The 26,648-nt window shown below is 47.4% G+C and carries 30 protein-coding genes; 3 read left to right on the top strand and 27 right to left on the bottom strand.

Going from position 1 to position 26,648, the window contains the following annotated elements; genetic code table 11:
- Positions 1–8: 8 nt before the first annotated feature.
- The 5 genes from steA to BBR47_RS12055 all read right to left on the bottom strand — a co-directional run bounded on the left by steA (position 9) and on the right by BBR47_RS12055 (position 3,630).
- A complete protein-coding gene (gene steA / locus BBR47_RS12070; RefSeq protein WP_012686056.1) occupies positions 9–1,175 on the bottom strand; it encodes a putative cytokinetic ring protein SteA in 1,167 nt (388 codons plus the stop codon).
- Positions 1,176–1,363: 188 nt separating this feature from the next.
- On the bottom strand, positions 1,364–1,540 hold the full coding sequence (locus BBR47_RS29910) for a DUF2759 family protein (protein ID WP_012686055.1): 177 nt from the start codon (positions 1,538–1,540) through the stop codon (positions 1,364–1,366).
- A 116-nt stretch (positions 1,541–1,656) separates the two neighbouring features.
- Entirely contained in the window at positions 1,657–2,460 is an 804-nt protein-coding gene (locus BBR47_RS12065) for a class I SAM-dependent methyltransferase (RefSeq protein WP_012686054.1), read from the bottom strand.
- Positions 2,457–2,837, bottom strand: a complete 381-nt coding sequence (locus BBR47_RS12060) for a VOC family protein (protein ID WP_012686053.1) — start codon at positions 2,835–2,837, stop codon at positions 2,457–2,459. Before BBR47_RS12060 ends, BBR47_RS12065 begins: the two co-directional genes overlap by 4 nt.
- The gene (locus BBR47_RS12055; RefSeq protein ID WP_012686052.1) at positions 2,821–3,630 is read right to left on the bottom strand and encodes a class I SAM-dependent methyltransferase; all 810 of its coding nucleotides are present in this window, start codon (positions 3,628–3,630) and stop codon (positions 2,821–2,823) included. Before BBR47_RS12055 ends, BBR47_RS12060 begins: the two co-directional genes overlap by 17 nt.
- A 100-nt stretch (positions 3,631–3,730) precedes the next feature.
- On the opposite strand from BBR47_RS12055, the gene BBR47_RS12050 reads away from it, so the two are divergent.
- Entirely contained in the window at positions 3,731–4,597 is an 867-nt protein-coding gene (locus BBR47_RS12050; protein WP_012686051.1) for a LysR family transcriptional regulator, read from the top strand.
- Positions 4,598–4,604: 7 nt separating this feature from the next.
- Here the strand turns inward: BBR47_RS12050 and BBR47_RS12045 are convergent, their stop codons facing one another.
- The 3 genes from BBR47_RS12045 to BBR47_RS12035 all read right to left on the bottom strand — a co-directional run bounded on the left by BBR47_RS12045 (position 4,605) and on the right by BBR47_RS12035 (position 6,597).
- Entirely contained in the window at positions 4,605–5,486 is an 882-nt protein-coding gene (locus tag BBR47_RS12045; protein WP_041749383.1) for a metallophosphoesterase, read from the bottom strand.
- Complete coding sequence (locus BBR47_RS12040) at positions 5,455–6,033, bottom strand: beta-class carbonic anhydrase (RefSeq protein WP_012686049.1); 579 nt, start codon at positions 6,031–6,033, stop codon at positions 5,455–5,457. The genes BBR47_RS12045 and BBR47_RS12040 overlap by 32 nt, the downstream gene beginning before the upstream one ends.
- A gap of 114 nt (positions 6,034–6,147) precedes the next feature.
- The gene (locus BBR47_RS12035; RefSeq protein ID WP_231850586.1) at positions 6,148–6,597 is read right to left on the bottom strand and encodes a hypothetical protein; all 450 of its coding nucleotides are present in this window, start codon (positions 6,595–6,597) and stop codon (positions 6,148–6,150) included.
- Positions 6,598–6,713: 116 nt separating this feature from the next.
- Between BBR47_RS12035 and BBR47_RS12030 the strand changes: the two genes are divergently transcribed.
- Positions 6,714–7,151 (top strand): hypothetical protein, encoded by a 438-nt coding sequence (locus tag BBR47_RS12030; RefSeq protein ID WP_012686047.1) that lies wholly within the window; start codon positions 6,714–6,716, stop codon positions 7,149–7,151.
- Positions 7,152–7,248: 97 nt separating this feature from the next.
- On the opposite strand, the gene BBR47_RS12025 is transcribed toward BBR47_RS12030, so the two are convergent.
- From BBR47_RS12025 to dxs, 9 genes are all read right to left on the bottom strand, one after another.
- Complete coding sequence (locus BBR47_RS12025) at positions 7,249–7,935, bottom strand: hypothetical protein (RefSeq protein WP_012686046.1); 687 nt, start codon at positions 7,933–7,935, stop codon at positions 7,249–7,251.
- Between the two features lie 23 nt (positions 7,936–7,958).
- A complete protein-coding gene (locus tag BBR47_RS12020) occupies positions 7,959–8,153 on the bottom strand; it encodes a hypothetical protein (RefSeq protein ID WP_012686045.1) in 195 nt (64 codons plus the stop codon).
- 204 nt (positions 8,154–8,357) lie between these two features.
- The gene (gene spo0A, locus BBR47_RS12015; RefSeq protein WP_012686044.1) at positions 8,358–9,146 is read right to left on the bottom strand and encodes a sporulation transcription factor Spo0A; all 789 of its coding nucleotides are present in this window, start codon (positions 9,144–9,146) and stop codon (positions 8,358–8,360) included.
- A 260-nt stretch (positions 9,147–9,406) separates the two neighbouring features.
- A complete protein-coding gene (gene spoIVB / locus BBR47_RS12010; RefSeq protein ID WP_012686042.1) occupies positions 9,407–10,741 on the bottom strand; it encodes a SpoIVB peptidase in 1,335 nt (444 codons plus the stop codon).
- Positions 10,742–10,982: 241 nt separating this feature from the next.
- Positions 10,983–12,707 (bottom strand): DNA repair protein RecN, encoded by a 1,725-nt coding sequence (gene recN, locus BBR47_RS12005; RefSeq protein ID WP_012686041.1) that lies wholly within the window; start codon positions 12,705–12,707, stop codon positions 10,983–10,985.
- Between the two features lie 16 nt (positions 12,708–12,723).
- Positions 12,724–13,173, bottom strand: coding sequence for a transcriptional regulator AhrC/ArgR (gene ahrC / locus BBR47_RS12000; RefSeq protein ID WP_012686040.1), 450 nt, complete (start codon positions 13,171–13,173; stop codon positions 12,724–12,726).
- Positions 13,174–13,178: 5 nt separating this feature from the next.
- Positions 13,179–14,036, bottom strand: coding sequence for an NAD(+)/NADH kinase (locus BBR47_RS11995; RefSeq protein ID WP_012686039.1), 858 nt, complete (start codon positions 14,034–14,036; stop codon positions 13,179–13,181).
- A gap of 128 nt (positions 14,037–14,164) precedes the next feature.
- The gene (locus BBR47_RS11990; RefSeq protein ID WP_012686038.1) at positions 14,165–14,983 is read right to left on the bottom strand and encodes a TlyA family RNA methyltransferase; all 819 of its coding nucleotides are present in this window, start codon (positions 14,981–14,983) and stop codon (positions 14,165–14,167) included.
- Positions 14,980–16,866, bottom strand: coding sequence for a 1-deoxy-D-xylulose-5-phosphate synthase (gene dxs / locus BBR47_RS11985; protein ID WP_012686037.1), 1,887 nt, complete (start codon positions 16,864–16,866; stop codon positions 14,980–14,982). The genes BBR47_RS11990 and dxs overlap by 4 nt, the downstream gene beginning before the upstream one ends.
- 247 nt (positions 16,867–17,113) lie before the next feature.
- On the opposite strand from dxs, the gene BBR47_RS11980 reads away from it, so the two are divergent.
- Positions 17,114–18,808 carry a M3 family oligoendopeptidase gene (locus BBR47_RS11980; RefSeq protein ID WP_041749381.1) on the top strand — a complete coding sequence of 565 codons (1,695 nt, stop codon included), beginning with the start codon at positions 17,114–17,116 and terminating at the stop codon, positions 18,806–18,808.
- A gap of 54 nt (positions 18,809–18,862) precedes the next feature.
- Here BBR47_RS11980 and BBR47_RS11975 read toward each other — a convergent pair whose 3' ends face one another.
- The 10 genes from BBR47_RS11975 to accC form a co-directional block, all read right to left on the bottom strand.
- Positions 18,863–19,765 (bottom strand): polyprenyl synthetase family protein, encoded by a 903-nt coding sequence (locus tag BBR47_RS11975; RefSeq protein WP_012686035.1) that lies wholly within the window; start codon positions 19,763–19,765, stop codon positions 18,863–18,865.
- Entirely contained in the window at positions 19,762–20,016 is a 255-nt protein-coding gene (xseB, locus tag BBR47_RS11970; RefSeq protein ID WP_012686034.1) for an exodeoxyribonuclease VII small subunit, read from the bottom strand. Before xseB ends, BBR47_RS11975 begins: the two co-directional genes overlap by 4 nt.
- Complete coding sequence (xseA, locus tag BBR47_RS11965) at positions 19,985–21,367, bottom strand: exodeoxyribonuclease VII large subunit (RefSeq protein ID WP_012686033.1); 1,383 nt, start codon at positions 21,365–21,367, stop codon at positions 19,985–19,987. The genes xseB and xseA overlap by 32 nt, the downstream gene beginning before the upstream one ends.
- Positions 21,368–21,479: 112 nt before the next feature.
- Positions 21,480–22,334, bottom strand: coding sequence for a bifunctional methylenetetrahydrofolate dehydrogenase/methenyltetrahydrofolate cyclohydrolase FolD (gene folD / locus BBR47_RS11960; protein ID WP_012686032.1), 855 nt, complete (start codon positions 22,332–22,334; stop codon positions 21,480–21,482).
- Between the two features lie 88 nt (positions 22,335–22,422).
- On the bottom strand, positions 22,423–23,385 hold the full coding sequence (locus BBR47_RS11955; protein WP_012686031.1) for an O-sialoglycoprotein endopeptidase: 963 nt from the start codon (positions 23,383–23,385) through the stop codon (positions 22,423–22,425).
- Positions 23,386–23,403: 18 nt separating this feature from the next.
- The gene (nusB, locus tag BBR47_RS11950; RefSeq protein WP_041749380.1) at positions 23,404–23,808 is read right to left on the bottom strand and encodes a transcription antitermination factor NusB; all 405 of its coding nucleotides are present in this window, start codon (positions 23,806–23,808) and stop codon (positions 23,404–23,406) included.
- A 47-nt stretch (positions 23,809–23,855) separates the two neighbouring features.
- Positions 23,856–24,068: a DUF2273 domain-containing protein gene (locus BBR47_RS11945; RefSeq protein WP_012686029.1), complete on the bottom strand. Its 213-nt coding sequence runs from the start codon at positions 24,066–24,068 to the stop codon at positions 23,856–23,858.
- Positions 24,069–24,080: 12 nt separating this feature from the next.
- Positions 24,081–24,638 carry an alkaline shock response membrane anchor protein AmaP gene (gene amaP / locus BBR47_RS11940; RefSeq protein WP_041749379.1) on the bottom strand — a complete coding sequence of 186 codons (558 nt, stop codon included), beginning with the start codon at positions 24,636–24,638 and terminating at the stop codon, positions 24,081–24,083.
- Between the two features lie 153 nt (positions 24,639–24,791).
- Complete coding sequence (locus BBR47_RS11935; protein ID WP_012686027.1) at positions 24,792–25,208, bottom strand: Asp23/Gls24 family envelope stress response protein; 417 nt, start codon at positions 25,206–25,208, stop codon at positions 24,792–24,794.
- Between the two features lie 69 nt (positions 25,209–25,277).
- A complete protein-coding gene (gene accC / locus BBR47_RS11930; RefSeq protein WP_012686026.1) occupies positions 25,278–26,633 on the bottom strand; it encodes an acetyl-CoA carboxylase biotin carboxylase subunit in 1,356 nt (451 codons plus the stop codon).
- Positions 26,634–26,648: the final 15 nt, after the last annotated feature.

Genomic DNA, 26,648 nt, shown 5'->3' with positions numbered 1-26,648 from the left:
TGCGTTGTTCATAACGTCCAAGTCCGCCAACTGGTCCAAATCATCTGTACAGCATGTCGGGTGATTGGATTAATAACGAGCGCGGCTGAAACAGGGAGAAGCATCGCGACTATACACCAACCCCACAGCTTCCATGACTCGCTCGGCCGATAGAGATGACTGACTCCTTTGGCATCAATTAGCTTTGTCCCAATCTTCGTGCGAACCAATAACGTGCTCGCCATGCCTTTGCGGCCTTTTTCCAGAAAATCAATCATATTGGTATGGGCACCGATCGTGACGATTAGCTCAGCCTCCTTTTCGTACGCTAGCAGCATCGCCACATCCTCACTCGTACCAGGTGCTGGCAAAACATGAAAAGGCAAACCGAGAGCTTTTATGCGAATCGTTCCAGGTGCTGTCCCATCCATGAAAGCATGGACAACGATCTCCGCTCCGCTTTGGAGTGCTTTGTCCGAGACGCTATCCATATCTCCCACAATCAGGTCTGGACGATACCCCGCTTCCATGAGGGCATCTGCACCGCCATCGACCCCGATCAAAACAGGACGATATTCCCGAATATAGGAAGATAGCGTCAGTAAGTCCTCTCTATAATGTTTCCCGCGAACGACAACTACGACGTGTCGCTGTTCCATTTTTGTATGTAATTGCACACGGCAAAGTGGTTTCATAAACAGGTCTTTCTCCTTGCTGGCGTACAACAGAGTGTTGTCGATAAACGACGAGAGTGTGTCATCCAACTTATCCTGCGCTTCATGCCATCGGTTCAAAACAGAGGGAACTGTCACCTGCTGTAGCCTGTACACATGGACCCACTTCTCCTCCAATAGGATGTACAAATTTTCTTCACGTATCGTTGCATACTTGCCCTCGATCCATTCCATGAACGAATCCGACACATCTACATCCAGTACCTCATAAAGTGTGACACCGTTTGCTAAAAGTTGGCGAGCCCCTTCAGCCGGGTATTGCCCCGTCATGAATGGCGAAAGGTTGAGGACGACTTTAACCCCTCTTTCCAGTAGGGACTGTGCTGCTATCTCATCAACGTCCGGATGATCAATGATGGCGATATGATGGGAGTGGAGACGTTTGCACAACTGCTTCGTCTTCAGATCAGCCGCTACGACAGCGGTGTATGAATGTGCTGCAGAACCATTTCGTTTGCCCACTTTTCCACCTCCGCCTTTAGTATGCTAAATATTTCCTCCCTACATGCAAAAAACGGTCAGACCGTTTTTTGCAGACCGCCAGCGGTCCCGTCATGTTCAATGAAAAACATCGAGATGTTTTTCACAAAAAAAAGAAGCCGTGCATCGAATGCACAACCTCTTTTAAGCGAAACGTTTTCAGTTTAATCTTACGCACCCTTGGCCAGGTAATAAATGATCAAACCATCTGCGAACAGGAAGACCACCAAAGATACAAAGCCAAATAAGATTGCAAATGTGTTTTTCGCTTTGATGGAATTCAAACAGCCCCAAGCGATAAAGAATGTGAAGATAAACATCAGGACGTCAAATAAAACTAGTTTCATTAACGACAACTCCTTCACCATGATAACGCAAACAGGAATACAATGGCAATTCCATTATATAGCTTCAGGTATTATGAGACAAGCATATCCAAATTTGTGAACAAAAAGTTTCACAATTATTTCCCTTTTATTGTGCCACAAGCTGCGCTACCTATCCATATACTCCAGCAATCTTGCTCATTCCATTTTTCTTGCCCGGCTACGTGATCATGAATGGTATGAACGAGGTCTTTCAGTTCTTCATCGGTTAATTCATGCAAAATGGAGCGGCCTTTTCTGGAAAGTAAGTCAGCTTCCAATTCAGACCAGCTATTGTATTCGCGTCTTGTCTCCCAAAGCGTCGTCTTGTTCACCTGTTCAAGCCCCGCGAGCTTCATCGTGTTCTGCACCATTGTATCATCCGGTCTTCGTGTCTGCTCTATCGTTAGCAAGCGCGGGTATCGAGTAAAGAAAAAACCGCGAAAATGAGTCGGTGAGGCTGGCATTTTGACATCGTCCATTGTCCGGTCCTGGATTAAGCAAATCCCGCCCGGTGCCAATAGCCTGATAACTTCTTTAAAAAACTTCTGCAAGTCTTGTTCCGGAAAATGATGGATCAAGGCGCGAGCGAATACAATATCCGCACACTGACTCGGCAATCCGGTTGAGCGGGCATCCCCTTGTGCAAACGAAAGCTTCGGATCGTCTGCGCATTGCTCGCTCGCCGCTTCCACCATCACGCGGGAAAAATCAATGCCCGTGACAGAGGCAGCTCCTAGCCTAGACCAAGCCTTACTGTAAATTCCTCCGCCACAACCGATGTCCACGACATTTTTCCCCACGGGATTGACGAGTGACAGGATTGTCTGACTCCACGAATCATCAGCGGTTCTCCCCGTATAGCTCAACTGGTTTTTTTCCGCGTGAAAATCAATTGTCATTCCTGCTTCGCCTCCATGAACTCTAGACGGTTTCCAAATGGGTCCTCTGTGAAAAAGCGAATAAGGTGAGGAATTTCTTCGTCAATCCGAAATGAGATCCCATTTGCTTGCAGATGCTCCATCAGCGAACCAATGTTTTGCACAAGGAACGCCGGATGTGCTTTTTTCGCAGGGATGAATCCTTCCTCTACGCCAATATGAATCATTTGCGCCCCACATTGAAACCATACACCACCTCGAACGAGAAGCTTCGCTGGCTTTGGAACCTCTGGCATTCCCAAAAGCTCACCGAAAAACTTGCGAGCTACGTCCTCTGTACCTGCTGGTGCTGCTAATTGTACATGGTCGAGCCCAATCCATTCATGCTTGGTTGTCATCGTCTTCTTGTCCTCCTCTTTTTTTGCACAGAACCATCCATTCGTCAATCTGATGGGTCATTACTCTGCCTTCGTTTGTGGTAATCCCAAGATACTCCTTTTGTTCATCTGTAGCGTTCAGTAGCAGATTTTCCACATTCACTTCCTGCTCAGATGATTCGGAGGTACGCTGAACCCATGCTAAAAATTCAAACCTTTTTTTGCGTTCCCGTTGCTTTTGCAAAATCAAGCCATTCGCTTCAAACAAAGCGTGCCATTCACCGACGGAAAGACAACGAGCATGACTGGGATCGCGTGTTTTCTCTACTTCATTTATGAATGCGGAAAGCGACGAGTCCTCAGGCGAAACATTGTCAATGAAGAGAAACACACCCCCTGGGGTCAGCACGCGACTCACCTCACGAACAAAAGCCGCCGGATCTGGAAAATGATGAGCTGCAATTCGGCATGTGACAATCTCAAATGATTCATCGAGAAACGGGAGAGATTCTGCATCAGCCTGCACATACATCACATTATTGACAAGTGCTGTTTCATTGGCAGCAGATGCCGCCATGAGCATCGGGCGAGTCAAATCCGTGGCGACGACCAAGCTCACATGAGGAGCCAAAGTCCTCGCTACGTGCCCACCTCCTGTAGCGATATCCAATGCCCGCCAGTTCTCTCTTGGCTGCATCCACTCTACCATTAGTTCCAGGTCGCAGCCTTTTGCATGCGTCTTGCTTTGCACGTATTGCTCTGCATTTTTTCCAAATTGTGCTTGAACAGCTTGTTTGATCTCCTCATTCTTCACCGGGAACACCTCCTGCCTTTATCATATTCCAATGTTTGTCATCCTTGTTATAGAATACAGATAACTAGTTATCGACAATTTGAATAGGAGGCATCTTACAATGGATCGAGAAAGTCTTGAGGTATTTTTGACGATTGCTCGTCATGGATCGATTAATCGCGCTGCACAAGCATTATTTTTGGCGCAGTCAACATTGACGCACCGATTGAAGCAGCTAGAGCGCCAGGTTGGGGGTGCGCTGTTTGTTCGTACTGCCTCAGGAGTAAGTCTTACAGGCGAAGGACGTCGGTTGCTACCGGTTGCGACGAGCATCGTTGAGCAAATGCGCTCCTTTATCCAGGAGAAAGAACAGCGCCAATCGATGAACATCGTCGCAGGAAAAGCTTTTGTCGCCTATGAACTGCCGAGACTTATCGGGGAGTACCGGATTGCTCATCCCGGCTTTACCTGCTACGTCCGCTCTACGTTGTACGAGGAATCCCTTAGCGCTCTGCTAACAGGAACGGCTGATATTGCCTTTCTCGGGAGCGAAATGTATCACCCGCACATCCATCAAGAATTCCTTCCCAGCGATCGACTCCTGCTCGTCATGGCACCCAGTCATCCTTGGGCAAGCGGGTTTCCAGGTTTTCAGGCATGGGGAACCGAGGAAATGATTGTATTCGGGAATCATACCGCTCCTTATCGCCAACGAATCGACCGCTATCTGGCCCAGCAGGGCGTTTTTCCGAATATTATTATGGAATTGGACAGTTTCAATGCTGTTAAAAAAATGGTCGAACGTCAGCTAGGGATCACCATCCTGCCGGAAAGAACCATCCAACAAGAGCTGGCGACCGGAAGATTAGTTGCCTACGATATCGCAAACGGCGAATTAGTGCGCCCCACTCTCATCGCCTACCTGCACCCAAAAAAAGAGGACGATGCTTTCCAGCAATTCGTCCAATGGATCAAAGAACATTATTAACAAAAGTTCACTGTAGTGTTAACACCGTAAGCTCTGGGCGGCAAAATAAACGAACTGGCAAGATCGTCGTACCCAATCCTCTGTTGGTGTACACAGCCATGCCACCTACCCGATACAGTCCTTGTACATATTTACGTCCGTATTGAGGCGTCATGAGATGACCAATGAAGGGCAAGCGTACTTGTCCGCCATGGCTGTGGCCGGACAGTTGGAGATGCACGGGATGCTCTGACGCAATATCAGCAAAATCAGGCTCATGCGCCAATAAGATTACGCTGCCCTTCGGCGGGATATTTTCGAGCGCCCTTGAAAGATCAGGTACACCATAGAAAATATCATCGACCCCCGCCATGTATAACTGCTGGCCACCCTTGTGTACGACAACGTGCCGATTATCCAACACTTCGAAGCCTGACGCGATTAAGCCATCTCGAACCTTTTGCTGTTCACCAGCTCGATAATCGTGGTTGCCCAAAACGGCGAATTTGCCTAATGGGGCTAGAAGCTGATTGAAAAGGGGAACGGCGGCGAATAGCGGTCGCGTCACTTCATCAACGATATCCCCTGTGAAGCAAATCAAGTCCGGTTTTTCGCTCTGGATTGCGGCAATAACTGGCTCCATCTCTTTCGGTTCAAAATAATGACCGAGATGGACATCACTGAAATGAATGAGCTTTGTTCCCTTAAAGCTTTCTGGCAATCCCGGTATCGTGATGGACAATCGTACGATATCCAGTGCTTTTCGTTCCCATACATGACCGTACACGCCAGTCGCTATACCGAGTCCAATCAATCCCCCTGCCCATTTACTGACTTTGTGGAGAAATGTTTTCCTTGAAATGGGAGCAAGGCTAGGATCACTCACTATCTTTCGTTCGCTCATACCCATTCACGACAACGTCCAATCTCCCCGTCGCCGGGTCAATAAGTAAACCATGGACATCCACATTCGGTGGTAGGAGCGGGTGATTTTTAATCGTATCTACGCTATTTTTCACACTTTCTTCAACACGATCAAATCCGTGCAGCCACTTGTGTAAGTTAATCCCTGCATGTTGAAGCGTGGAGAACGTTTGAGCCGAGACTCCTCGCTCCAGCATCTTCTCCATGGTGCGCTTGCTGTCGATCGCGCTCATCCCGCAGTCATAATGACCGACAACCATCACTTCTTCTGCATTCAATTCATAGATCGCCACGAGAATGCTTCGCATGATACTCCCAAAAGGATGGGACACGATTGCCCCGGCGCTTTTTACGTGCTTGATATCGCCATTGTGTATGTTCATGGCTTTCGGCAACAGTTCCACCAACCGCGTATCCATGCAAGAGAGCACGACCAGTCGTTTATCAGGAAACTTGGTAGTTTGGTACTTTTCATATTCATGTTTCTCTACAAATTCACGGTTAAAGGCGAGAATTTCATCCAAATTGCGCACTTTCACAGCACCTGCCTCGCTATTAGTAGTATGTATTTGTATCGTATGCTTTTCTATTTTACATAGGAGGATCAAAATCTCGCAAGGGACTGTGGCAGTTTCTTATCAAATGGTTCATTTTGTCAGGATGTAATGCTGCTCGTCCAAACGAAATTTTTTTGGTGAGAAGAGGTCTTCAATCGTTGAGTAAATAGGTTTTCTTTTTGTAAAATTCTCACCTATCCATAAACCATACAGTTCAACCTGCGTCTTGTCGTGATCAAGTAGCTCCTCGCACCAAGCATGTAGATGCATCATTCTTGCAATTCTTTTTTGATAGTCCTCTACGTATTCTTGATAATAACGAGGCCTCTCCTCTACTGGATACATCCCGAATTTCACTTTATCAGGATGCTTGGAAATGCTAAACCTGCAAGCGCAACCCTCTTCAGTTGTCACCCACCATGCCTGTTTTTTCGGAAAATGCCTGAAAAAATGAGGACTTTTTTCACGTGATAGCTTGCCTGTCAAAACATAAGGAGAGACTATCGGATTAGGCTCAATTCCTGGTGTTTCTCTTATCATGACGAATAATTCTAGGCACATGGATTCAGTTCCTCCGGAAAGAGTATTTTTTAGTTATAGTGAAAATACTCCAACTTTGGTAAAATCATCAAAAACATAATGAGGAGAGTTGCAGATTGAAATTTAGACTAGCTTTACTACTTGCACTAGCACTAATCCTTCCAGGTTGTAGTGAAACGGCAAGCACACCAGAAGTGCCACTACCTGCATATGTATTAGCCATTGACCGATTTGACGAAAGCACCGGAATGTGGATGGTTGCTTTAGCGACAGAATCAAATGATGAAAAGGAATTGCGCGCTTTAGTGGAAAATACTAGGGCCTTAGCGAAAGACAAGAAAGAAGAAATTAACTCCGTTTCTGTGACCATTATCAAACCAGATGGAAGGATTCCTTCCACTATTACGGCATTTGGCAGAATTGCCTTGACGAGTAAAGGCATGGAACAAACCGGATTGAGTAGTACCTCCGAAATGGTCTTTGAATATAGAAACGCACCCGCTGCAAGCCCCGAACAACCACCTACTACACCAGCTAAAGAAACAGCTAAGTGACCTCTGTGATTCTATTTAGTAAAATGGTATATTGATAATCAAAGCCAGGGTTAAAATACCTTGGCTTATTTCTTGTCCCGACACAATAGCCAATTCATCAGGTTAAAACTTGGAAAAGCTTTTCTACTTGTTTCTTATTTGCGAATGACTCATCAATCGATAAAAAGGATAATAGGGTAATTGGTTTTTGGGCTTTATCTGCCGCGAACATTTTGTGATGGCCATCCAATAAAAAATGACTATAAACCCATATCTCATCAAAATGATTCAACGGATATTTTATATCTAGGAAAGAAATGCTCAACGCTGTTGGTGTTTCTTTTAAATCCACTCTGTCCATGTAATCATTAATTGCTATAGGATTTAATGATTCACTGGATTGAATGGGTACTATATATTCTTCAATTTTCCTCATACTGCTAATATTCCTTAACCCAGCCTTGTAGTACTCAGTCCCATGTGCATCTCTTTTCATCCTAGGATACACCTTCAGCAAAGTTGCAATGTAATGACCATTGGGAATGAGACAGGATAAATCAGATAGGAATTCTTGGTCTAGTGAATTTATCCCCTGATTTAATTTGTTGGATATTTTTGTTGCGCTTTTCATATCCATTCCTGAAGCGCTGGCATAAAAAAGACAGGTTTCACAATCTATACCTGTATTGGCAATCTCTTTTCCCTCAATGGTTAGAAACCTTTGACGATAACCAGCCTGCTTATAGGCAATTGGTGATGTAGAAGAACGAATATGAATTTCTTTGTAGGATAATAGTTTACTCATTTTTCATTATCTCCAAGATCGTATTAACCTTTGTATTTCGAGGGGTTTTCCACATGACTCTCGATAACATAACCACAATGCGTACAGATTCTATGAATGATGGCAGAACCAAGAGAGATAATCTTGCCTAAAGGAAACACTGCCGCATCTCCAGCTTGCCTCCCTTTTCCAATCTCATTCCCTCCACATTTTGGGCATTGTTCGATTTGATTTTTCATTATGTACCTCGCTTTTTACTCTGTTTAGATTTCTATTATAGATGACACAAACCATTTTTTGTTAATTTATGCTAAGAAAAATGGAATTTAAAGAAAACCATTCGGTAAACTCTTCTAAGTCCCACCAATACAAAAAGACACTAGCAAGCAAATGCTAATGTCCTTTTATATTGGTTAAGGATCTTGAAAATAAGTATCTACATCCTAACTAATCTTCGCCTCAATCCGCAGCTTGTCCGCCACCATGGCAATAAACTCACTGTTGGTCGGCTTCGCCTTGGTGTTGGAAATCGTATAACCAAACAGGCTGGAAATGGAGTCCAAATTACCACGGGACCACGCCACTTCAATCGCATGACGGATGGCACGTTCTACACGAATAGCGGTTGTATTGAATTTCTTTGCAATGTCCGGGTACAGGACTTTGGTAATCGAACCAAGCAGCTCGACATCGTTGTATACCATTGTAATCGCTTCCCGTAAATACAAATAACCTTTGATGTGTGCAGGAACTCCAATCTCATGAATGATACTCGTGATGCTTGCGTCCAAATTGCGACCGCGGATTTGCAAGGTAGCTTGCGGTTTCGCAGAAGAAACAAAAGAAGAGGCGGGCTTGGTGGTAATGATTTGGCGGATGCGCTGAGCCAGCACCTCCATATCGAACGGTTTCAAAATGTAGTAAGCTGCTCCCAGCTCTACTGCTTTCTTCGTAATCTCTTCCTGCCCGAAAGCAGTCAACATGATAATTTTAGGTTGAGGACTTAAGCGCATGGCCTGAATTTGCTCCAAAACAGCCAAGCCATCCAGATGTGGCATGATGATATCCAAAATTAATACATCGGGTACACGTTCCTGCAGCAGTCGAACTACCTCATTGCCGTTGTAAGCAACACCCACAACATTCATGTCATACTGGCTACTGATGTACTCTTCTAACAGATTCACAAATTCTCGGTTATCATCTGCCAACAACACTTCAATCTTGCTCAAGGTCGTTCCTCCTAACAATGGACGGTCTTTTGGAAAGAAGGTGGCGTTCTAGAAGTTAACAAATCTAAAGGGATTAGTCCATACCATCTTTTTCTCTACAAAAATTATTCGACAAAGCAAATTCCATTCCTGCCAATGACGAAAGATTGAATGATTTAACTGATATTTCGACAAAGAATTCTTTCATTCCGAACCGATTCGTCAAAGGACTGCAAAAATCGGAAAAGCCGCCTCGCTTCGTTCGCGTGACGGCACTTCATTCAGGCAGCCTTGGGTGTATGGGTTCGGGATTCAGCAGTATCTCGGACATTCACGCCAGCATCCTGAAGCATCCATTCAATGTAGCAGCCGTATCCCGAAGTCGGATCATTGACAAACACATGCGTGACAGCACCGACGATCTTGCCTTTTTGAATGATGGGACTGCCGCTCATTCCTTGTACGATGCCACCTGTCTTTTCCAAAAGGCGTTTGTCCGTGACTTTGATAATCATCCCTTTGGTTGCAGGAAAATGCTGCTTGACCACGTTTGCGATCTCAATATCGAACTCTTCTACCTTTTGACCTTCCACGACAGTAAGAATTTTGGCTGGCCCTTCCTCTACCTGCTCAGCAAGAGCGATTGGTAACGGCTCCTGATAATAGCTGCGTTTGGGCTCGTCCTTCATTTTGCCGAAAATGCCAAAAGGGGTGTTTTTCGTTATATTTCCTAGAACTTCACTTTCATTGTAGAAACGTGCAAATTTCTCCCCTGGGTTGCCACTTTGTCCTTTTTCAATCGATGTGACACTTGCTTGCACGATCTGGCCATCTCCAACGACAATGGCTTGACCAGTATCAACGTCGGATATGACGTGCCCTAATGCCCCGTACGCTTTGGAATTTGGATCATAAAAGGTCAGTGTCCCTACTCCTGCCGCTGAATCCCGAATATAGAGACCCATACGGTATTCACTGTCTTTTTTATCTTTTGCCGGGTGCAAAGTGAGCGATAGCTTTTCCTTGCCACGAACAACAAGCAATTGAACGGAATGATTCTTTTTCCCCGTTTCGTTAATCAATTTCTTTACGTCGTTCATGTCATTGATGTACATGTCGTTCATTTTGATAATCATGTCACCGACGTGTATACCTGCCTGTTCACCTGGAGAAAACTTGTTTTTCCCATCGTCTACTAAATGATGACCGACAACCAAAACACCCGCTGTTTGCAGCTTCACCCCGATTGACTGTCCACCAGGGTACAACCGCAGATCTGGCAATACATTTACTTTTACAGCAGTCAGCGGAATGTTATGCCACTTCACCTGCAATTGGGCTTCCCCAGCCCTGCGCGGTTCTACAGACATAGGCCTGCTCAAATCAACGGATACCTCACGCGCCTCTGTCCCGTTAACGTGCAAAATATCAGGATTGCTATTGATTAGCGTGCCCATTACCGGCACAGAGACCCGCAGTTGCTCGTGGGACCCTTCCATCAAACGCAATTCACGGGGAAAGGAGGACAGATCGCGGAACGGGGTGGAACTCACGACAAGCGCCGTGATGAGGAGAAGGAGACTTCCCATCCATTTTCTTTTGTTTTGTCGGATCACCAGTAATCACTCCTACCGTTCCCTACCTACACCTACAAAACAAAACGGTCAGGTCCATTTTGTTTGACCGAAAGCGGTCATGAGGGACACCTCCACCTTGTGTACCTTTAATGTTGCCACCAGCCAAGCGGATTATGTCAGGAAAATAACCCACTCAAAACATTAGAAACCCAGCCTTCACAAGCCCTTGACGAGAACATCGTTGTACCTGCCTCCAATAAAAAAAAGACCGCCAACCAAATTAGCTGACAGTCTTTCGTTCGCGGCCGAGAAGGATCATCTCGCGCGCATGTTCTTCAGTTTTTGCTGTGACCTCTGCCCCGCTTAGCATCCGAGCCAGCTCTGATACCCGTTCATCATCAGACAAACGATTCACCCGCGTCTCTGTTTCATTCTCGCTCATTTCCTTTTTAATCAGAAAATGAGCGTCTGCCATGGATGCGACCTGTGGCAAGTGAGTAATACAAAGGACTTGGCGCTGCCCAGCGACTCGAGCAAGCTTTTCTGCTATCGCTTGAGCTGCTCTTCCGCTTACACCCGTGTCGACTTCATCAAAAATAAGGGTCTCCACTTGATCCGTGCCCGCCAAAATCGTTTTAATGGCCAGCATGACGCGAGACAACTCCCCACCAGAAGCAATCTTCGCCAAGGGACGCAATGGTTCTCCCGGGTTAGGTGAAATTAAAAACTCGATCTGATCCATTCCATTCGCATCTACAAAGCGCTTGATTCCGTCGATTTCTACCCCGTCATCATCCGGTGTCTGTCTGACGTCGATGGCAAAACGAGCACGCTCCATGTGCAGTTCTTTTAGCTGCTGCTCGATTTCTTGTGCGAGCTTTCCTGCACATTCGGAACGAATAACCGACAACTCCAATGCCTCCACTGCCAAATCGGCTGCGAACTCCTGCAATTGCTTTTCCACCTGCTGGAGGCGATCTTCGTAGTGATGCATGTCATCCAATTCATCCTGAATCGTGGCCGCGTACTCCAAAATATCGTCTACGCTTTTGCCATACTTGCGTTTTAGCGACTGGATTTGATCAAGGCGGCGCTCTACTTCTGCCAGCTGCTCCGGTTCAAAATCCATTTGGTACGATAATTGACGAAGGTTATGCACCACATCTTCTATCTGATAGTATGCCGATTGGACTATCTCCAAAATCGGAACGAGCTGTTCTTCGTAGTTCACACCACGCTCAAGCTCTCCCATCGCATGTCCCAACCAATCCATGCCCTTCTGGTCACCATGCAATGCACGGTATGCATCTTGAATCGTTGAATAAACTTTTTCAATGTTCATCCACTTTTTCCGCTGCTGCATGAGCTTCTCGTCTTCACCAGGCGTAAGGGTTGCCGATTCAATTTCATCGAGCTGATATTGCAACAGATCGATACGCTGTACCAGCTCCCGATCATTGCGTGCCATTCGCTCCAGATCTTGCTTTGTTTTGCGGTACGCCGTATACAGGGTACTGTACTCTTGTTTCGCAGCTCCCAACGCACTTTCCCCATACGCGTCAAGCCAATTGATATGCTTGTCTGACTGCATCAGCATATGCGTATCGTGTTGTCCATGTACCGTAACCAGCCATGGCCCTAACTCACGCAGCATTGCGAGAGTCACGAGCTGTCCATTGATTCGAATGATACTCTTCCCTTGGTTCGAGATATCTCGACGTACCACGAGCATTCCGTCTTGCTCAATCTGGACGCCGACATTCTTACAAACGTCAAGTCCAGGGTGACCAGGCGGCAATTCAAACAGTCCTTCCACTTCTGCACGAGGCTCACCATATCGGACAAAATCAGCCGAAGCCCGGCCTCCTAACAACAGTCCTAGCGCATCGATAATGATGGATTTACCGGCACCAGTCTCCCCTGTCAGGATGTTTAAGCCTTTTTGGAATGAGATCGTCACTGATTTGATGATGGCAAAATTTCGGATCGAGAGTTCCACTAGCATCGCGAGCGACCACCTTCTACAACATTTCCATTAAGCGTTTTGTCACTTCATTGGTATTTTCTTTGGAACGGCAAATAATCAGGATAGTGTTGTCGCCACTGATTGTCCCCATGATTTCTTCCCAGGGAAGGTTGTCAATCAGTTCAGCTACCGCATTCGCATGTCCCGAAAGTGTCTTCAGTACAATAAAATGATCGGCTTGGTCAATGCTAATAAAGGAATCCACAAGCATGCGTTTCAGCTTTTGCAGTGGATTGAATTTTTGTTCAGCAGGCATTGAATACTTATATCGTCCATCAGGGAGCGGCACTTTTACCAAATGTAGTTCCTTGATGTCTCGGGATACAGTCGCTTGCGTTACGTTAAAGCCAGCAGTCCGCAAGCGGTCCACCAGATCATCCTGTGTTTCCACCTCTTGATTACTGATGATATCCCGAATACGAATATGTCGTTGCCCTTTGTTCATATGGATTACTCCCATTCCCCTTGTAATTTCGTTCGTATCGCTTCGAAAAAGCCACCTTTTTTCCACTTAATCAGCGGGGTAACACACGGTGACTTTTTAATGTAAATCTGATCGCCGCCCTCGAGTCGATAGCCAAACTGACCGTCAATGGACAGTCCCATCTCCTGATGAATGGCATCCACTTCGACCCGGATCGTCTGATTGCCTGACAATACCATTGGTCGAGCCGTCAAGGAATGAGGAGCCACTGGTGTCAGTAATAGCATGTCCACATTGGGAGCCACTATCGGACCGCCTGCAGAAAGTGAGTATGCCGTTGATCCTGTCGGCGTGGAGACAATGACACCATCTCCACTGAACGTCGCGACGTACTCATCATCCAAAAAGACTGCACATTGAATGATCCGGCAAAATGACCCTTTGGCAATCCCTATATCATTCATGGCCGTGTATGTCCCCAGTGTGATTCCTTTTCGCACCAAACAAGCTTCCAGCATCGCTCTCTTTTCAATGTCGTACTTTCCTGAAAGGAGATTGTCGACAGCCTGAGGCAGATGCTCCGGCTCCGCTTCCGACAAAAAGCCCAACGTGCCTAAATTGATTCCAAAGATCGGGATAGAGTGACCGGCAAGCTGGCGAGCAATTCTGAGTAGCGTGCCATCGCCTCCCAATACACAAACCAAATCCGCTTGTTTCCCCATCTCTTCTACAGATGTGCCCAGTTCTGGATGCCCTACATCTGATGCGATATGGTCATCCAGGAATACTTGCGCCCCTCTGTCCTCCAGTAAATACAGCAGTTCCCGTGCAACGATACGTGCTTCGGGTTTTCCTTTGTTCGCTATGATTCCAATTTTCTTCACGTGGTCCACCCCAAAACTGGTTGGTTGGAAATCCTTCTTGAACAACCTCATATACAAGTATACAACTTCACATGCATAAATAAAAAGCCTCGATTGTGACAAAACTCCCGAGGCTTTGGTTTTTTATCCTATTTCAAATTCGCATGAGCAGACGCAACTACCTCTGTTACGCATTGCAGCCAAGCTTCCGAATCCATGCCGCCTTCACTTTTTTGGACATGCATAACAAATTCAATGTTTCCTTCTCCCCCTGTAATGGGAGAGTAGTCCAAGCCCTTTAGCGCGAAACCCAATCCACTGGCAAATTGACCGATGTCAGTCAGTACGCTTTCGTGTACGTCTGGATCACGAACGATTCCATTCTTTCCGACTCTATCCTTGCCAGCTTCAAATTGAGGCTTGATCAGCGCGACGACGTCACCGCCATCCGTCAGAAAACGGTACAGCACTGGTAAGATCAATCGCAACGAAATAAACGATACGTCAATCGATGCGGCGTTTGGCCGTTCATGTTCAAACGCATCCGGGTCCATATGACGGAAATTCGTCCGTTCCATGACGACCACTCGTTCATCCTGTCGCAAGCTCCACGCGAGTTGTCCATACCCGACATCAATGGCGTAAACAAGCCGGGCACCGTTTTGTAGCGCACAGTCCGTAAATCCGCCAGTGGATGCCCCGATGTCCATCATGACACGATCCTTCATGTCGATTTCAAAGACACGTAATGCTTTTTCCAGCTTGAGGCCACCCCGACTCACATACGGGTGTACCTCGCCCTTCACCGTAATCGCAACATCCTCGGCAAATTTGGTTCCCGGCTTGTCACAGCGGTCGCCAGCTACCTGCACAAGACCTGCCATTACGGCTGCTTTTGCTTTTTCTCTAGTCTCATAATGGCCTCTTTCGACCAAGAGAACATCAATCCGTTCTTTTCTTACACTCATGCTTCCACTACGCCCTTCGAAATTGGCATCAAGGATCGGACACGAGCAGCGATATGATCAGCTGTGAGCCCTACCTCTTGCCGCTGTTCCTTCACACTTCCATGCTCAACAAAATAATCAGGTACCGCGACAATCTGTACATTCATGCCGTGATAGCCTGCACGACTGTAGCATTCAATGACAGCGCTGCCGAAGCCGCCCATTTCACTGCCTTCTTCAACCGTAATGATATCGTAGCCTTCCTTTGCCAGACGGAATAGAAGCTCTTCGTCCAACGGCTTGCAAAAACGTGCATTGACCAGCATCGGTTTGATTCCCTCTTCTTGAAGCTGATTGACCGCCGCCTCCGCAATTTCGAATACGTGACCGAACGAGAGAATCGCCACGTGTTTGCCTTCGCGTACAATCTCCGCTTTTCCGATTGGCAGCACTTGCAGCTCTTCATCCATTTTGACGCCACGAGTCGGCAATCGCGGATAACGATAAGAGATCGGACCACCTTTATATTCCACTGCTGTCTTCATCATGTGACGCAGCTCATTTTCGTCCTTCGGTGCCATGATGACCATATTCGGAATGATGCGCATGAATGCCACATCGTACATCCCTTGGTGTGTCTCCCCGTCTGCTCCGACGAGTCCAGCACGGTCAACGGCGAAAATCACATGGAGTTTTTGGCGTGCGACATCGTGGATCAACTGATCATAGGCTCTTTGCAAGAAGGTCGAATAAATCGCAAAGACCGGCTTCAAACCTTGTGTCGCTAATCCTGCCGCAAATGTACATGCGTGCTGCTCTGCAATCCCAACGTCAAACAGTCTGTCAGGATACTTCTGTCCAAATGGGATCAAGCCTGAACCCGCTGGCATCGCAGGAGTCACAGCCACAATGGAATGGTCTTCATCCGCAAGCTTCATCATGGTATCGGCAAAAACGGATGTATACGTTGGTGCGGATTTCGGTGTATCACCTGACTCGATTTTATACGTACCGATACCATGCCACTTGACCGAATCAGCTTCAGCTGGGGCATAGCCCAGTCCTTTTTTCGTGATGGCATGGATCAATACAGGTCCTTTTGTATGCTTGGCCGTCTTCAATGTATCGAGTAATAGCTCCATGTTATGTCCGTCAATCGGACCAATATACGTAAAGCCGAGTTCTTCGAAAAGAACGCCAGATACGAGCAGGTACTTCATGCTGTCCTTGAAGCGCTCAGCCATATGAGCCAATTTGCCCCCTACAGCCGGTATCGATTTCAACAAGCCTTCGACTTCATCCTTCGCCCACTGATAGTTCTCCGTCGAGCGAATTTTCCCCAAGTAGTTGTGCAAGGCACCAACGTTTGGCGCAATAGACATCTCGTTATCATTTAGCACAACGATGACATTCTTGCGTTCATGACCGATGTGGTTCAAGGCTTCTAAAGCCATACCACCTGTCAAGGCACCGTCACCAATCACAGCTACGACATGGTTCTTTTCCTTTTTCAAATCCCGAGCAGTCGCCATCCCCATTGCGGCAGACAACGAAGTACTGCTATGCCCGGTTTCCCAGACGTCATGCGGGCTTTCCACCATTTTAGGGAACCCGCACAGACCTTTGTACTGGCGCAAGGTCGGAAACATCTCCCGGCGTCCTGTCAGCATCTTATGTACGTAGGCTTGATGTCCGACATCCCAAATCAGCTTGTCTTTTGGACTGTCAAAAACGTAATGCAGAGCTAACGTCAGCTCGACAACTCCCAGATTCGGCGCGAGATGTCCTCCTGTTTTCGAAAGCGTTTCGATTAGAAACTGACGGATCTCGGATGCCAATGTATGTAACTGCGGTTGCGTGCACTTTTTCAAGTCTTGAGGATCATTTATAGTAGTAAGCAGCATTGGTATTCCTCACTTTCCACTGTTCGTTCTCCGGCGATTGTGCATGCTGCATATCAATCAAGCCACTAGAAAACCCGGCTTTCCTTATTGCTATAGCCGATTCCGCTTATTTTCAGCTTGATTCATTATAACGGTTTCTTAATAAAAACACCACTTTTGATCAACATATACGAATATGAAGGCGATATCTTGTATTTTCTGGTAAGATAATTTTGAATACATACTCCGAACAAAAGAGGTGACGTCCGTGAAGTTCTCACAAATTCAGTATGAGCGCATGGATATGAACGCAGTTGAAGGACAATTCACACAATTATTGGAAGCGTTTCAACATGCTTCAAGTTTCTCCGAGCAAGATACGATCATGGCTCAATTGAACAAATTGAGACAAGAAGTGGAATCTGCGCGGTATGTCGCACAAATCCGCCACACAATCAATACAGAGGATTCCTTCTACAAGGCGGAGCAGGACTACTGGGATGAAGCCACTCCTGTGTATACCGGCATCGTTTCCCGCTACTATCAGGCGATCGTCGATTCTCCCTTCCGCGCACAATTGGAAGAAAAATGGGGTGCACAGCTGTTTCGCATCGCAGAGAGCACACTCCGTACATTTTCGCCGGAAGTCATTTCTGATTTGCAGGAAGAAAACCGTTTGGCCAGTCAATATGTCGCACTGAAAGCATCTGCCAAAATCATGTTTGAAGGAGAAGAGCGAAACCTTTCAGAGATGATTCCTTTTACAATTGCGAAAGATAGAGACATGCGCAAACGTGCGAATGAAGCGAAGTATGATTATATGCGGCAACATACGGACGAATTTGATCGCATCTACGATCAGCTCGTCAAGGTACGCACACGCATCGCCAAAAAACTCGGCTTCAATAGCTTTGTTGAGCTAGCTTATGCACGTCTGAATCGTACCGACTACAATGCAGAAATGGTAGCCAGTTTCCGCCAGCAAGTGCTAGAGCACATCGTTCCAGTATCATCAAAGCTCGTCGAACGTCAGCGACAACGCATTGGTGTCGATACACTTGAGTATTACGATCTTTCCTTTGATTTTGCTACAGGGAATCCAAGCCCGAAAGGCCCACCGGAATGGATTGTGGAAAACGGGAAAAAGATGTATGCCGAGTTGTCACCTGAAACGGACGAATTTTACAACTTCATGCTGGACAATGACTGTTTAGATTTATTGAGCAAAAAAGGGAAGGCAACTGGCGGCTACTGTGAATACATCAGCCAATACAGGCTCCCCTTTATTTTCGCCAATTTTAATGGTACGTCCGGTGATATCGACGTACTTACGCACGAGGCAGGACATGCGTTTCAGGTGTATGTAAGCCGAGATTTTGAGGTGCCTGAATATCATTTCCCAACCTATGAGGCGTGTGAAATACATTCAATGAGCATGGAATTTTTGACGTGGCCATGGATGGAGCATTTTTTCAAAGAAGATACCGACAAATACAAATTCTCACATCTGAGCAGCGGACTCCAGTTCATACCGTATGGCGTATCTGTTGATGAGTTCCAGCATGTTGTCTACGAGAATCCAGATATGACCCCGGCAGAGCGTAAACAGGCTTGGCGTGAAATTGAGCGTAAGTACCTACCGCATCGCAATTACGCACAGAATGCGTATCTTGAAGAGGGCGGGTTCTGGCAGCAGCAAACCCATATTTTCCAAAGCCCCTTCTATTACATTGACTACACACTAGCCCAGATTTGCGCGTTCCAATTTTGGAAACGATCTCAATCTGAGCCAAAACAAGCTTGGGAGGATTATTTGACGCTTTGCCGCGAAGGCGGAAGCAAATCGTTCCTCGAGCTGGTGCAAGTGGCGAAGCTCTATTCTCCATTTGAGGACGACTGCATTCCATCGGTGATTGGCGAGATTGAACAATTCTTAAATAGCATTGACGATAAAAGCTTGTAATCGGTAGGTATACAAAAAAAGCTGGCAGTTCCCGTATGGGTTGCCAGCTTTCCTTTATTTATTGCGATCACGCACGTAGTCCGCCAACGGGCTGAGTGCAGAGTTCTCGATTCCCGCATCCGCAAGCGCTGCTTTTGCCTCGGCAATTAATTCGTCAAGACGCGCCTTCGATTCGGCTAGACCAAGAAGCGATGGGTACGTTGCCTTTTCCCGATCCGCATCGCTGCCAACTGCTTTCCCCAGCTCTTGGGCATCCCCTTCCACATTCAAGATGTCATCCTGAATTTGAAAAGCAAGACCGATGCAAACACCATAGCGTGTCAATGCTTCCATTTGGCCTTCGGATGCTTCTGCGAGGTAGCCTCCCCCGCGCAAGGCTGCGATCAAGAGATCACCTGTTTTGTGACGATGGATAAATTCGAGCTGATCCAGATTAAGGCGCTTGCTCTCCCCTTCGATATCCGCCATCTGTCCGCCGACCATGCCAGTTGCTCCTGCACGTTTGCCCAGCTCCGCAATCAGGTTCACGGTAGTAGCCGCTGAAACATCGGTGCGATCCATGTAAGCCTCTGCAATGTATGCAAACGCACGCGTCAGCAAGGCATCTCCTGCGAGAATGGCTGTTGCTTCACCGAATACTTTGTGATTGGTCGGTTTACCGCGACGAAGATCATCGTCGTCCATCGCCGGGAGGTCATCGTGAATCAAGGAGTACGTATGTATCATTTCCAGGGCAACCGCAAATGCCACGCCCCGTTCAATCGGCTTGTCCAATGCTTCGAGGACCGCCAACACCAGCATGGGACGCAACCTTTTTCCGCCTGCCATGAGCGAATACTTCATGGATTCGTACAAGTTTTCCGGAACTCCTTGCTGCTCAAGGGCTGGCAAGAGTCTTTGCTCTATATAGGCGGTCTTTTCCACCAAATAACTCTCGAATGTATGCACGCCGATCATGATTCTCCTTCCACGCGAAACGCCTTCTGCTTTACCTGTCCGTCTTCTTCCACCAACTGGGTAATCTTCGCTTCGATTGCATCCAGCTTTTGACCACAAATTCTGGAAAGAGTCACTCCTTCCTGATATAGCGTAATCGCTTCTTCGAGGGGAATATCTCCTTCTTCAAGTCGATTGACGACTTCTTCCAGGCGCTTCATCGCGTCCTCGAACTGCACATCAGTCTCTTGTTCCGTTTTTTTGCGAGCCACTCTGCTTCTCCTCCTCCCGATTCACTTTTTCCACACGTGCAGTCGCACTGCCATCACTTAATCGTACCATGATCTCATCGCCAGGGGCAAACTGTTCCACCGATTTCACGAGCCTGTCATTGGTGTATACGAGTGAGAATCCACGCTGCATGACCTTTAGTGGACTCAGTGCTTCCAACGTCGCTATTCTAGCTGCGAATGCCATTCTTTTTTGGTTGAGACGGCCCAGCATCCGTTCGTCCAAGGTGGCGCGGAGCTTTGACAGATTTTTTCTTTTCTCTCCAATTTGATCAGCGAGGCGATAGCGCTTGATCTGTTCATCTAATCGCGTATAGCGTTCGCGTCTTCTGTCCAGCAAATGCTTCATGGATTGACGCATCCGCAAATGTGCCCGATCCAATCGTTCTGCCGCTTCCTCCAGCCTCCGCTCCGGTTGGCGCATCGCATACGAATTGCCCAAGCGTGTCAAACGATTTCTCTGCTCTGTCATGGTACCACGTACTGCTCGATGCATCCGTATCTCGAGCTGTCGCACTCTTTCGACCCATTCCAAATAATGCGGTACAGCCAATTCAGCTGCGGCTGTCGGCGTAGCTGCCCGTACATCTGCTACGAAATCGGCGATGGTCACATCCGTCTCGTGTCCTACAGCGGAGATGACGGGAATGAGTGAAGTAGCAATTGCCCTCGCGACGTTTTCATCATTAAACGCCCACAGCTCCTCGATGGAACCTCCACCACGCCCTACAATGAGAACATCAATATCAGGCTGATCGTTCATGATCCGAATAGCGGAGACAATCGATGCAGGTGCATCCGCACCTTGGACAACGGCTGGTGAAAGTACGATTTCTGCTTGCGGATATCGTCTGCGAATCGTCGTGCAAATATCTCGGATGGCAGCTCCTGTCGGAGAAGTGACGACACCGACACGTTTGGGAAAACGCGGGAGCATCCGCTTTCTCTCTGCTGCAAACAACCCTTCTTGCGCCAATTTTTCTTTCAGCTGCTCGAATGCTAAATAAAGCGAGCCAAGACCGTCTGGCTGCATCTCTTTGGCGTAAAACTGATACGCGCCATCCCGTTCGTATGCAGAAATAGACCCTCGCACAATCGCTTTTGCGCCATCTTTGGGCAAGAAACGCAGGAAGCGATTATAACTCGCAAACATGACGACTTTGATGCGTGACTGCTTGTCCTTTAGCGTGAAATACATATGACCGCTGGAATGGTGAGTAAAATTGGAGATTTCTCCCCTCACCCATATATCTTGCAAGTGGGGTTCCTTTTCCAGCACCAGCTTAATATAACGATTGAGATCACTGACAGATAAAATATCTTGTAATGCCATGCGGCCCCTCCTTTACAAAAACTTGGCTTTGCCGTGCATGCAACAAGGACTATGCAAAAGAATGGATAAAGCTTATGCCTTATCCATTCTATAATAAGTTGCCGATTTTCTTCTATTGTTTTGCTTGCTTTTTCGCCGCCGCAACAGTATTTTTCAGCAGCATCGTAATCGTCATCGGGCCAACACCGCCTGGAACTGGGGTAATAAAGCTAGCCACATCTTTGACCTCGTCGAACTTGACATCTCCAACGAGCTTACCCGTTTCAATGCGATTCACACCGACATCAATGACGACAGCGCCCGGTTTAACATGCTCCTTGCCGATCATATGAGCCCTACCAGTTGCAACGACGAGGATGTCCGCCTTTTGGGTGTATTCCTCGAGATTTTGCGTGCGAGAATGACACATGGTTACCGTAGCATTTTCCTGTTGCAGCAGCAATGATACCGGCTTACCAACGATGTTGCTACGTCCGATCACCACTGCGTGTTTGCCTGCCATCTGGGTGCCTGTGCGCTTGATCAATTCAATAATTCCATGCGGTGTGCAAGGAAGCATCGTATCATTTCCCAGTACCATGTTGCCTATGCTAATCGGATGGAAACCGTCCACATCTTTTTCAGGAGCAATGGCTTCAATGACCGCATGCTCTGAAATATGAGCAGGAAGAGGAAGCTGAACCAAAATCCCATTAACGTTCGGATTTTCGTTCAACTGTTGAATGATAACCAACAACTCTTCCTCTGTGATGTCAGCGTCCTTCCGAATGATCTCGGATGAAATACCAACTTCCTCACAGCCTTTTGCCTTACCCCGTACATAAGAGTGAGAAGCTGGGTCGTCTCCTACAATGACAACAGTCAAACCCGGTACGACCCCTTGTTTTTTCAATTCAACTACTTCGTTCGCCAATTCGGCCCGAATACTCTGTGCGACTTCTTTTCCCTGGAGAATGGTTGCAGCCATGGAGAAAATGCCTCCTTTATCAACGTCGATACGTTAAGTGTACCGATTTCTCCCTCAGCTGTAAAGGCGAATTATAAAAAGTTCTTATTTATTTAATGTTCGCCTTTTGCTTCATCCAACCCAACATTGCGACTCCATAGGCATTATCACCGGAGTAAACGGGGTCACAGAAGTACAGCTTCGCCTTCACGGCAGGGTGTTCCAGTCGTTTGATCAGCCGCTCACGAATGTAATAATTAGCAGCTACTCCTCCTACAATCAAGATGTCCTTCGGGTAGCCTTGCTCTACTGCATGGCGCAAGGACTTCTCTAGTGCATTGGCAATACATTGCTCTGTCGCTCGCGCAATCTCAGCAGGGCTCGTACTCCCCTTCTCCACTTCCCGTAAAAGCGATGCTTCTGGACCAGAAAAACTAAAGGAAAGTCCGTCAACCGCCGAAGAAACACGAAACTCACCTGTTGCTTCCTTTGCTAACTGCTCCAATGCAGGACCTGCAGGAAAGGACAGACCAAGTGCCACACCAATCCGATCGACCAGTTGACCTGCGTGCAGATCGATCGTCCCACCGATTTTCTCAATGGTATATCCGGCTGCATGACGCTCGCACAACAGCAACTCGCTGGTACCTCCAGACAAATGCACAGCCAAAAAGCGGTCTTCTGTCGGACGCACCTCAGCAGTGTATTCCCCTGCCGCAATATGTCCCTCTTGATGCGTCGTCAAGTGCAGCGGAACGCGCAAATAAGTCGCCAACGATTTCGCCAAGCCTTCTCCTACTTTAAATACAGGCATATACGATCCGTCTTGCGGGCGTGGCTTCTCACTTACACAAATCGCTGCAATCTCGTAGTCCTTCCACTTCATCTCATCACTTAATTCCGGCAGGTTCATCACATGCTGAAAGACGGCTTCGGATTGTTGCAGTCCGCGCTTGCCCTCCTTTACTTTCAAAAGGCGTTTTGCTTCTGCGACAATTCGGCCGTCTTCCTCAGCCAAGCACAGTGATGTCCGGTAATTGCTCGTGTCGATTCCCAACATTACCTTACTCATGCTTGTATCTCCTACCTATTACGCCTGCTTGGTTTCACGTGATTGCAAGAAGCTCGACAATACACCGTTAATGTACCTGTGGGACTGCTCGTCGCTAAACAGCTTCGCGACCTCAATCGCTTCGTTCATCACGACTTTGTCAGGTGTGTCTTGCTCAAACATGATCTCGTAAAAAGCCAGACGAAGAATAGCGCGATCTACATTGGCGATGCGTTCCAATTGCCATCCACGCAGATACTTCTTGATTTCTGCATCAATCTCAGTCAAGTTTTTCAATACACCATCGAGGAGATAACGTAAATACTGTGCATTTTCCTCGGATTCTTCCATGACGAGAGCAACCGCATCTGTTAGCGGAACCTCTGCCATATCAATTTGGAAAAGACATTGAACTACTTTTTCTCGTGCTGTTCTTCGTTTCATACCATTCATTCACCTACTAATTAAAATGAGCTCGGCCTTTGCTTCTTTCACCGAAACTTGCCTGGCAAAATCTTGTCGAGTATTTCACGCAAGTCTTCTTTATGATCGAGCTTTCGTCCAATATAATAACCGGTCCCGACAAACACAACAAAAACCAGTGTATCCCAAAATCCCACGAGAAGGTAGATGATGCCTAAAAAAAGTCCGGCAAAAACCCCCATTAGCTTCCCCTTGTGTTCCCACATTAACTCCCGCATCATTTACTTCACCTTCTATTCCACCCGTTTACGAGACGAGTAGTTTTCCTGCTGTGCTACTTCCGTCACGACAATGGTCACCTCAGAAATGACAACACCAGCAATCCCCTCGACTTGCTCCTTCACGTCAGCCTGTAGCTTCTGTGTCAGTTCAGGCAATGGCGTTTCTCCATCTACCGAAACACGCAGGGTGATAATATTGCCGCTCTCGAGTGCTTTGACTGTCGTTTTCAGATCGCGCACGCCTTTTACTCGGCGGGCGGCACGCTCTGCAATGGTCTGGATCGTCTGAATCGTAATGTTGACCTCACCCAAATCACTGCGCTGACGGATTCCCCGTTCTACTTTAGGCTTGTTAGAGCGGAAAGAACTGAAAAAGAAGCGAAGGCTGACTACGAGGAAAATGATCGCGACAATGAGATAGGTGATGTTCGTACCCGCCAGCATCTGATCCACATATGGGCGGAAAAAATCTTGCGAGATCAATCCGCTGGTCGCTGCTATCGCGATGCAGGACAAAACAATGAGCGCAAAGCTATAAATCGTCAAGATAAAGCGGTCAAACAAGTTCACAAGCACCTCTCCTTTCAGCCATGTTTGAAAAAGGAGACAAACACGGCACGCTCCAGAAAACTCCATGAATGTATGCTCTACGCCTAAACCAAAATCACGTTTTCAAATGAGGAAAATGCCCCCTGTTCGTAGGGGGCATCCATCCGCTGCTTGTTAGCGCACGCGCTGGTGTTCTTCAACCGGTACTGGAGCCGGTACTTTTTCTTCTGCTTTCAATTCAACATCAACGATATGTACGTTTACTTCCACTACAGAAAGACCTGTCATGCTCTCAATCGCATTGCGTACACTATCTTGAATATTTCGAGCGACTTCCGGGATGCGATGTCCGTATTTGACAATGATCGAAACATCCACCGCCGCTTCGCGGGAGCCAACCTCTACACGCACACCACGCGCTATATTTTTACGGCCTAATCGTTCAGCTATTTCTCCTACGAAACCGCCGCTCATTTGCGCTACACCTTCTACTTCGGACGCAGCCATGCCGGCGATCACTTCCAACACTTCGGGAGCGATCTGGACTTTACCAAGTTCTGTTCTATCTAAGTCTGGAGTAAACTCTTCCATGCTTCGCACCTCCCTCTAATTTGTAATTCATTATACCAAGCACACCGTATTTTTACAAATCAGCCCTACTTACTCTTCATCCAGGTTCAAGTCGTAGGTTTCCAAGAATTTCGTATCGAAATGCCCGCTGACAAATACTTCGTGCTCCAATACCTTCAAATGGAATGGGATCGTTGTCGTAATACCTTCTACGACGAATTCACCCAACGCACGCTTCATACGGTCAATCGCTTCGTTACGATCCTTGCCCCACACAATCAGCTTGGCGATCATCGAGTCGTAGTAAGGTGGAATGGAATATCCTGCATACGCTGCACTGTCTACGCGCACACCAAAGCCGCCTGGCGCCAAATATTCCGTGATACGACCTGGCGAAGGCATGAAGTTTTTCGCAGGATTCTCAGCATTAATACGGCATTCAATAGCCCAGCCATCCAATACGATATCCTCTTGCGTAAAGGATAATGGCTGGCCTGCCGCTACGGTCAGCTGCTCCTTGATCAGGTCAAAGCCAGTCACCAGCTCGGTTACAGGATGCTCTACCTGAATACGCGTATTCATTTCCATGAAGTAGAACTTTCCATGTTTGTCCAACAAAAACTCGACAGTTCCCGCACCGTGATAAGAAACGGCTTTTGCCGCCGCAACAGCAGCATCACCCATTTGTCGACGCAGCTCTTCACTCAATGCCGGAGATGGCGCTTCCTCGATCAGCTTTTGGTGACGGCGTTGGATAGAGCAGTCGCGCTCACCCAGGTATACGGCATTGCCATGCTTGTCAGCCATGATTTGAATTTCCACATGACGCGGGCCTTCTACGAACTTCTCCAAGTAAACACCTGGATTGCCAAAAGCCGTTTTCGCTTCGTTTTGCGCCTGACGGATCGCTTTTTCCAAATCTTCATCGTCAACGGCTACGCGCATACCACGTCCGCCGCCACCCGCCGTCGCTTTGACCATGACAGGATAGCCAATCTTGTTTGCGGTAACGACAGCGTCAGCCACATCTTCGATCAGCCCTTCCGTACCTGGTACAGTAGGTACACCTGCCGTTTTCATCGTATCCTTCGCTGTGGACTTGTCCCCCATCTTCACAATGGCTTCTGGGTCTGGACCGATAAAGGTAATATTACATGCGGCACAAATCTCGGCAAAATCGGCGTTTTCTGCCAAGAAGCCATAACCAGGATGGATGGCGTCTGCCCCTACCTTGGTCGCTACACTCATGATGTTTGCTATATTCAAATAGCTTTCCTTGGATGCCTTGGGACCAATACAGTAGGCTTCGTCGGCCAGCTTCACATGAAGCGCTTCACGATCCGCTTCGGAGTAGACGGCGACCGTACGAATGCCCAGCTCGCGGCATGCACGGATAATACGCACGGCAATCTCCCCGCGATTGGCAATCAATACTTTTTGAAACATTCCGCTCTCCCCCAC

The organism is Brevibacillus brevis NBRC 100599 (genome assembly GCF_000010165.1).
Classification (GTDB): Bacteria; Bacillota; Bacilli; order Brevibacillales; family Brevibacillaceae; genus Brevibacillus; species Brevibacillus brevis_D.
The sequence above is the reverse complement of the archived record's forward strand: the minus strand, read 5'-3'. Positions and strand labels throughout refer to the sequence as shown.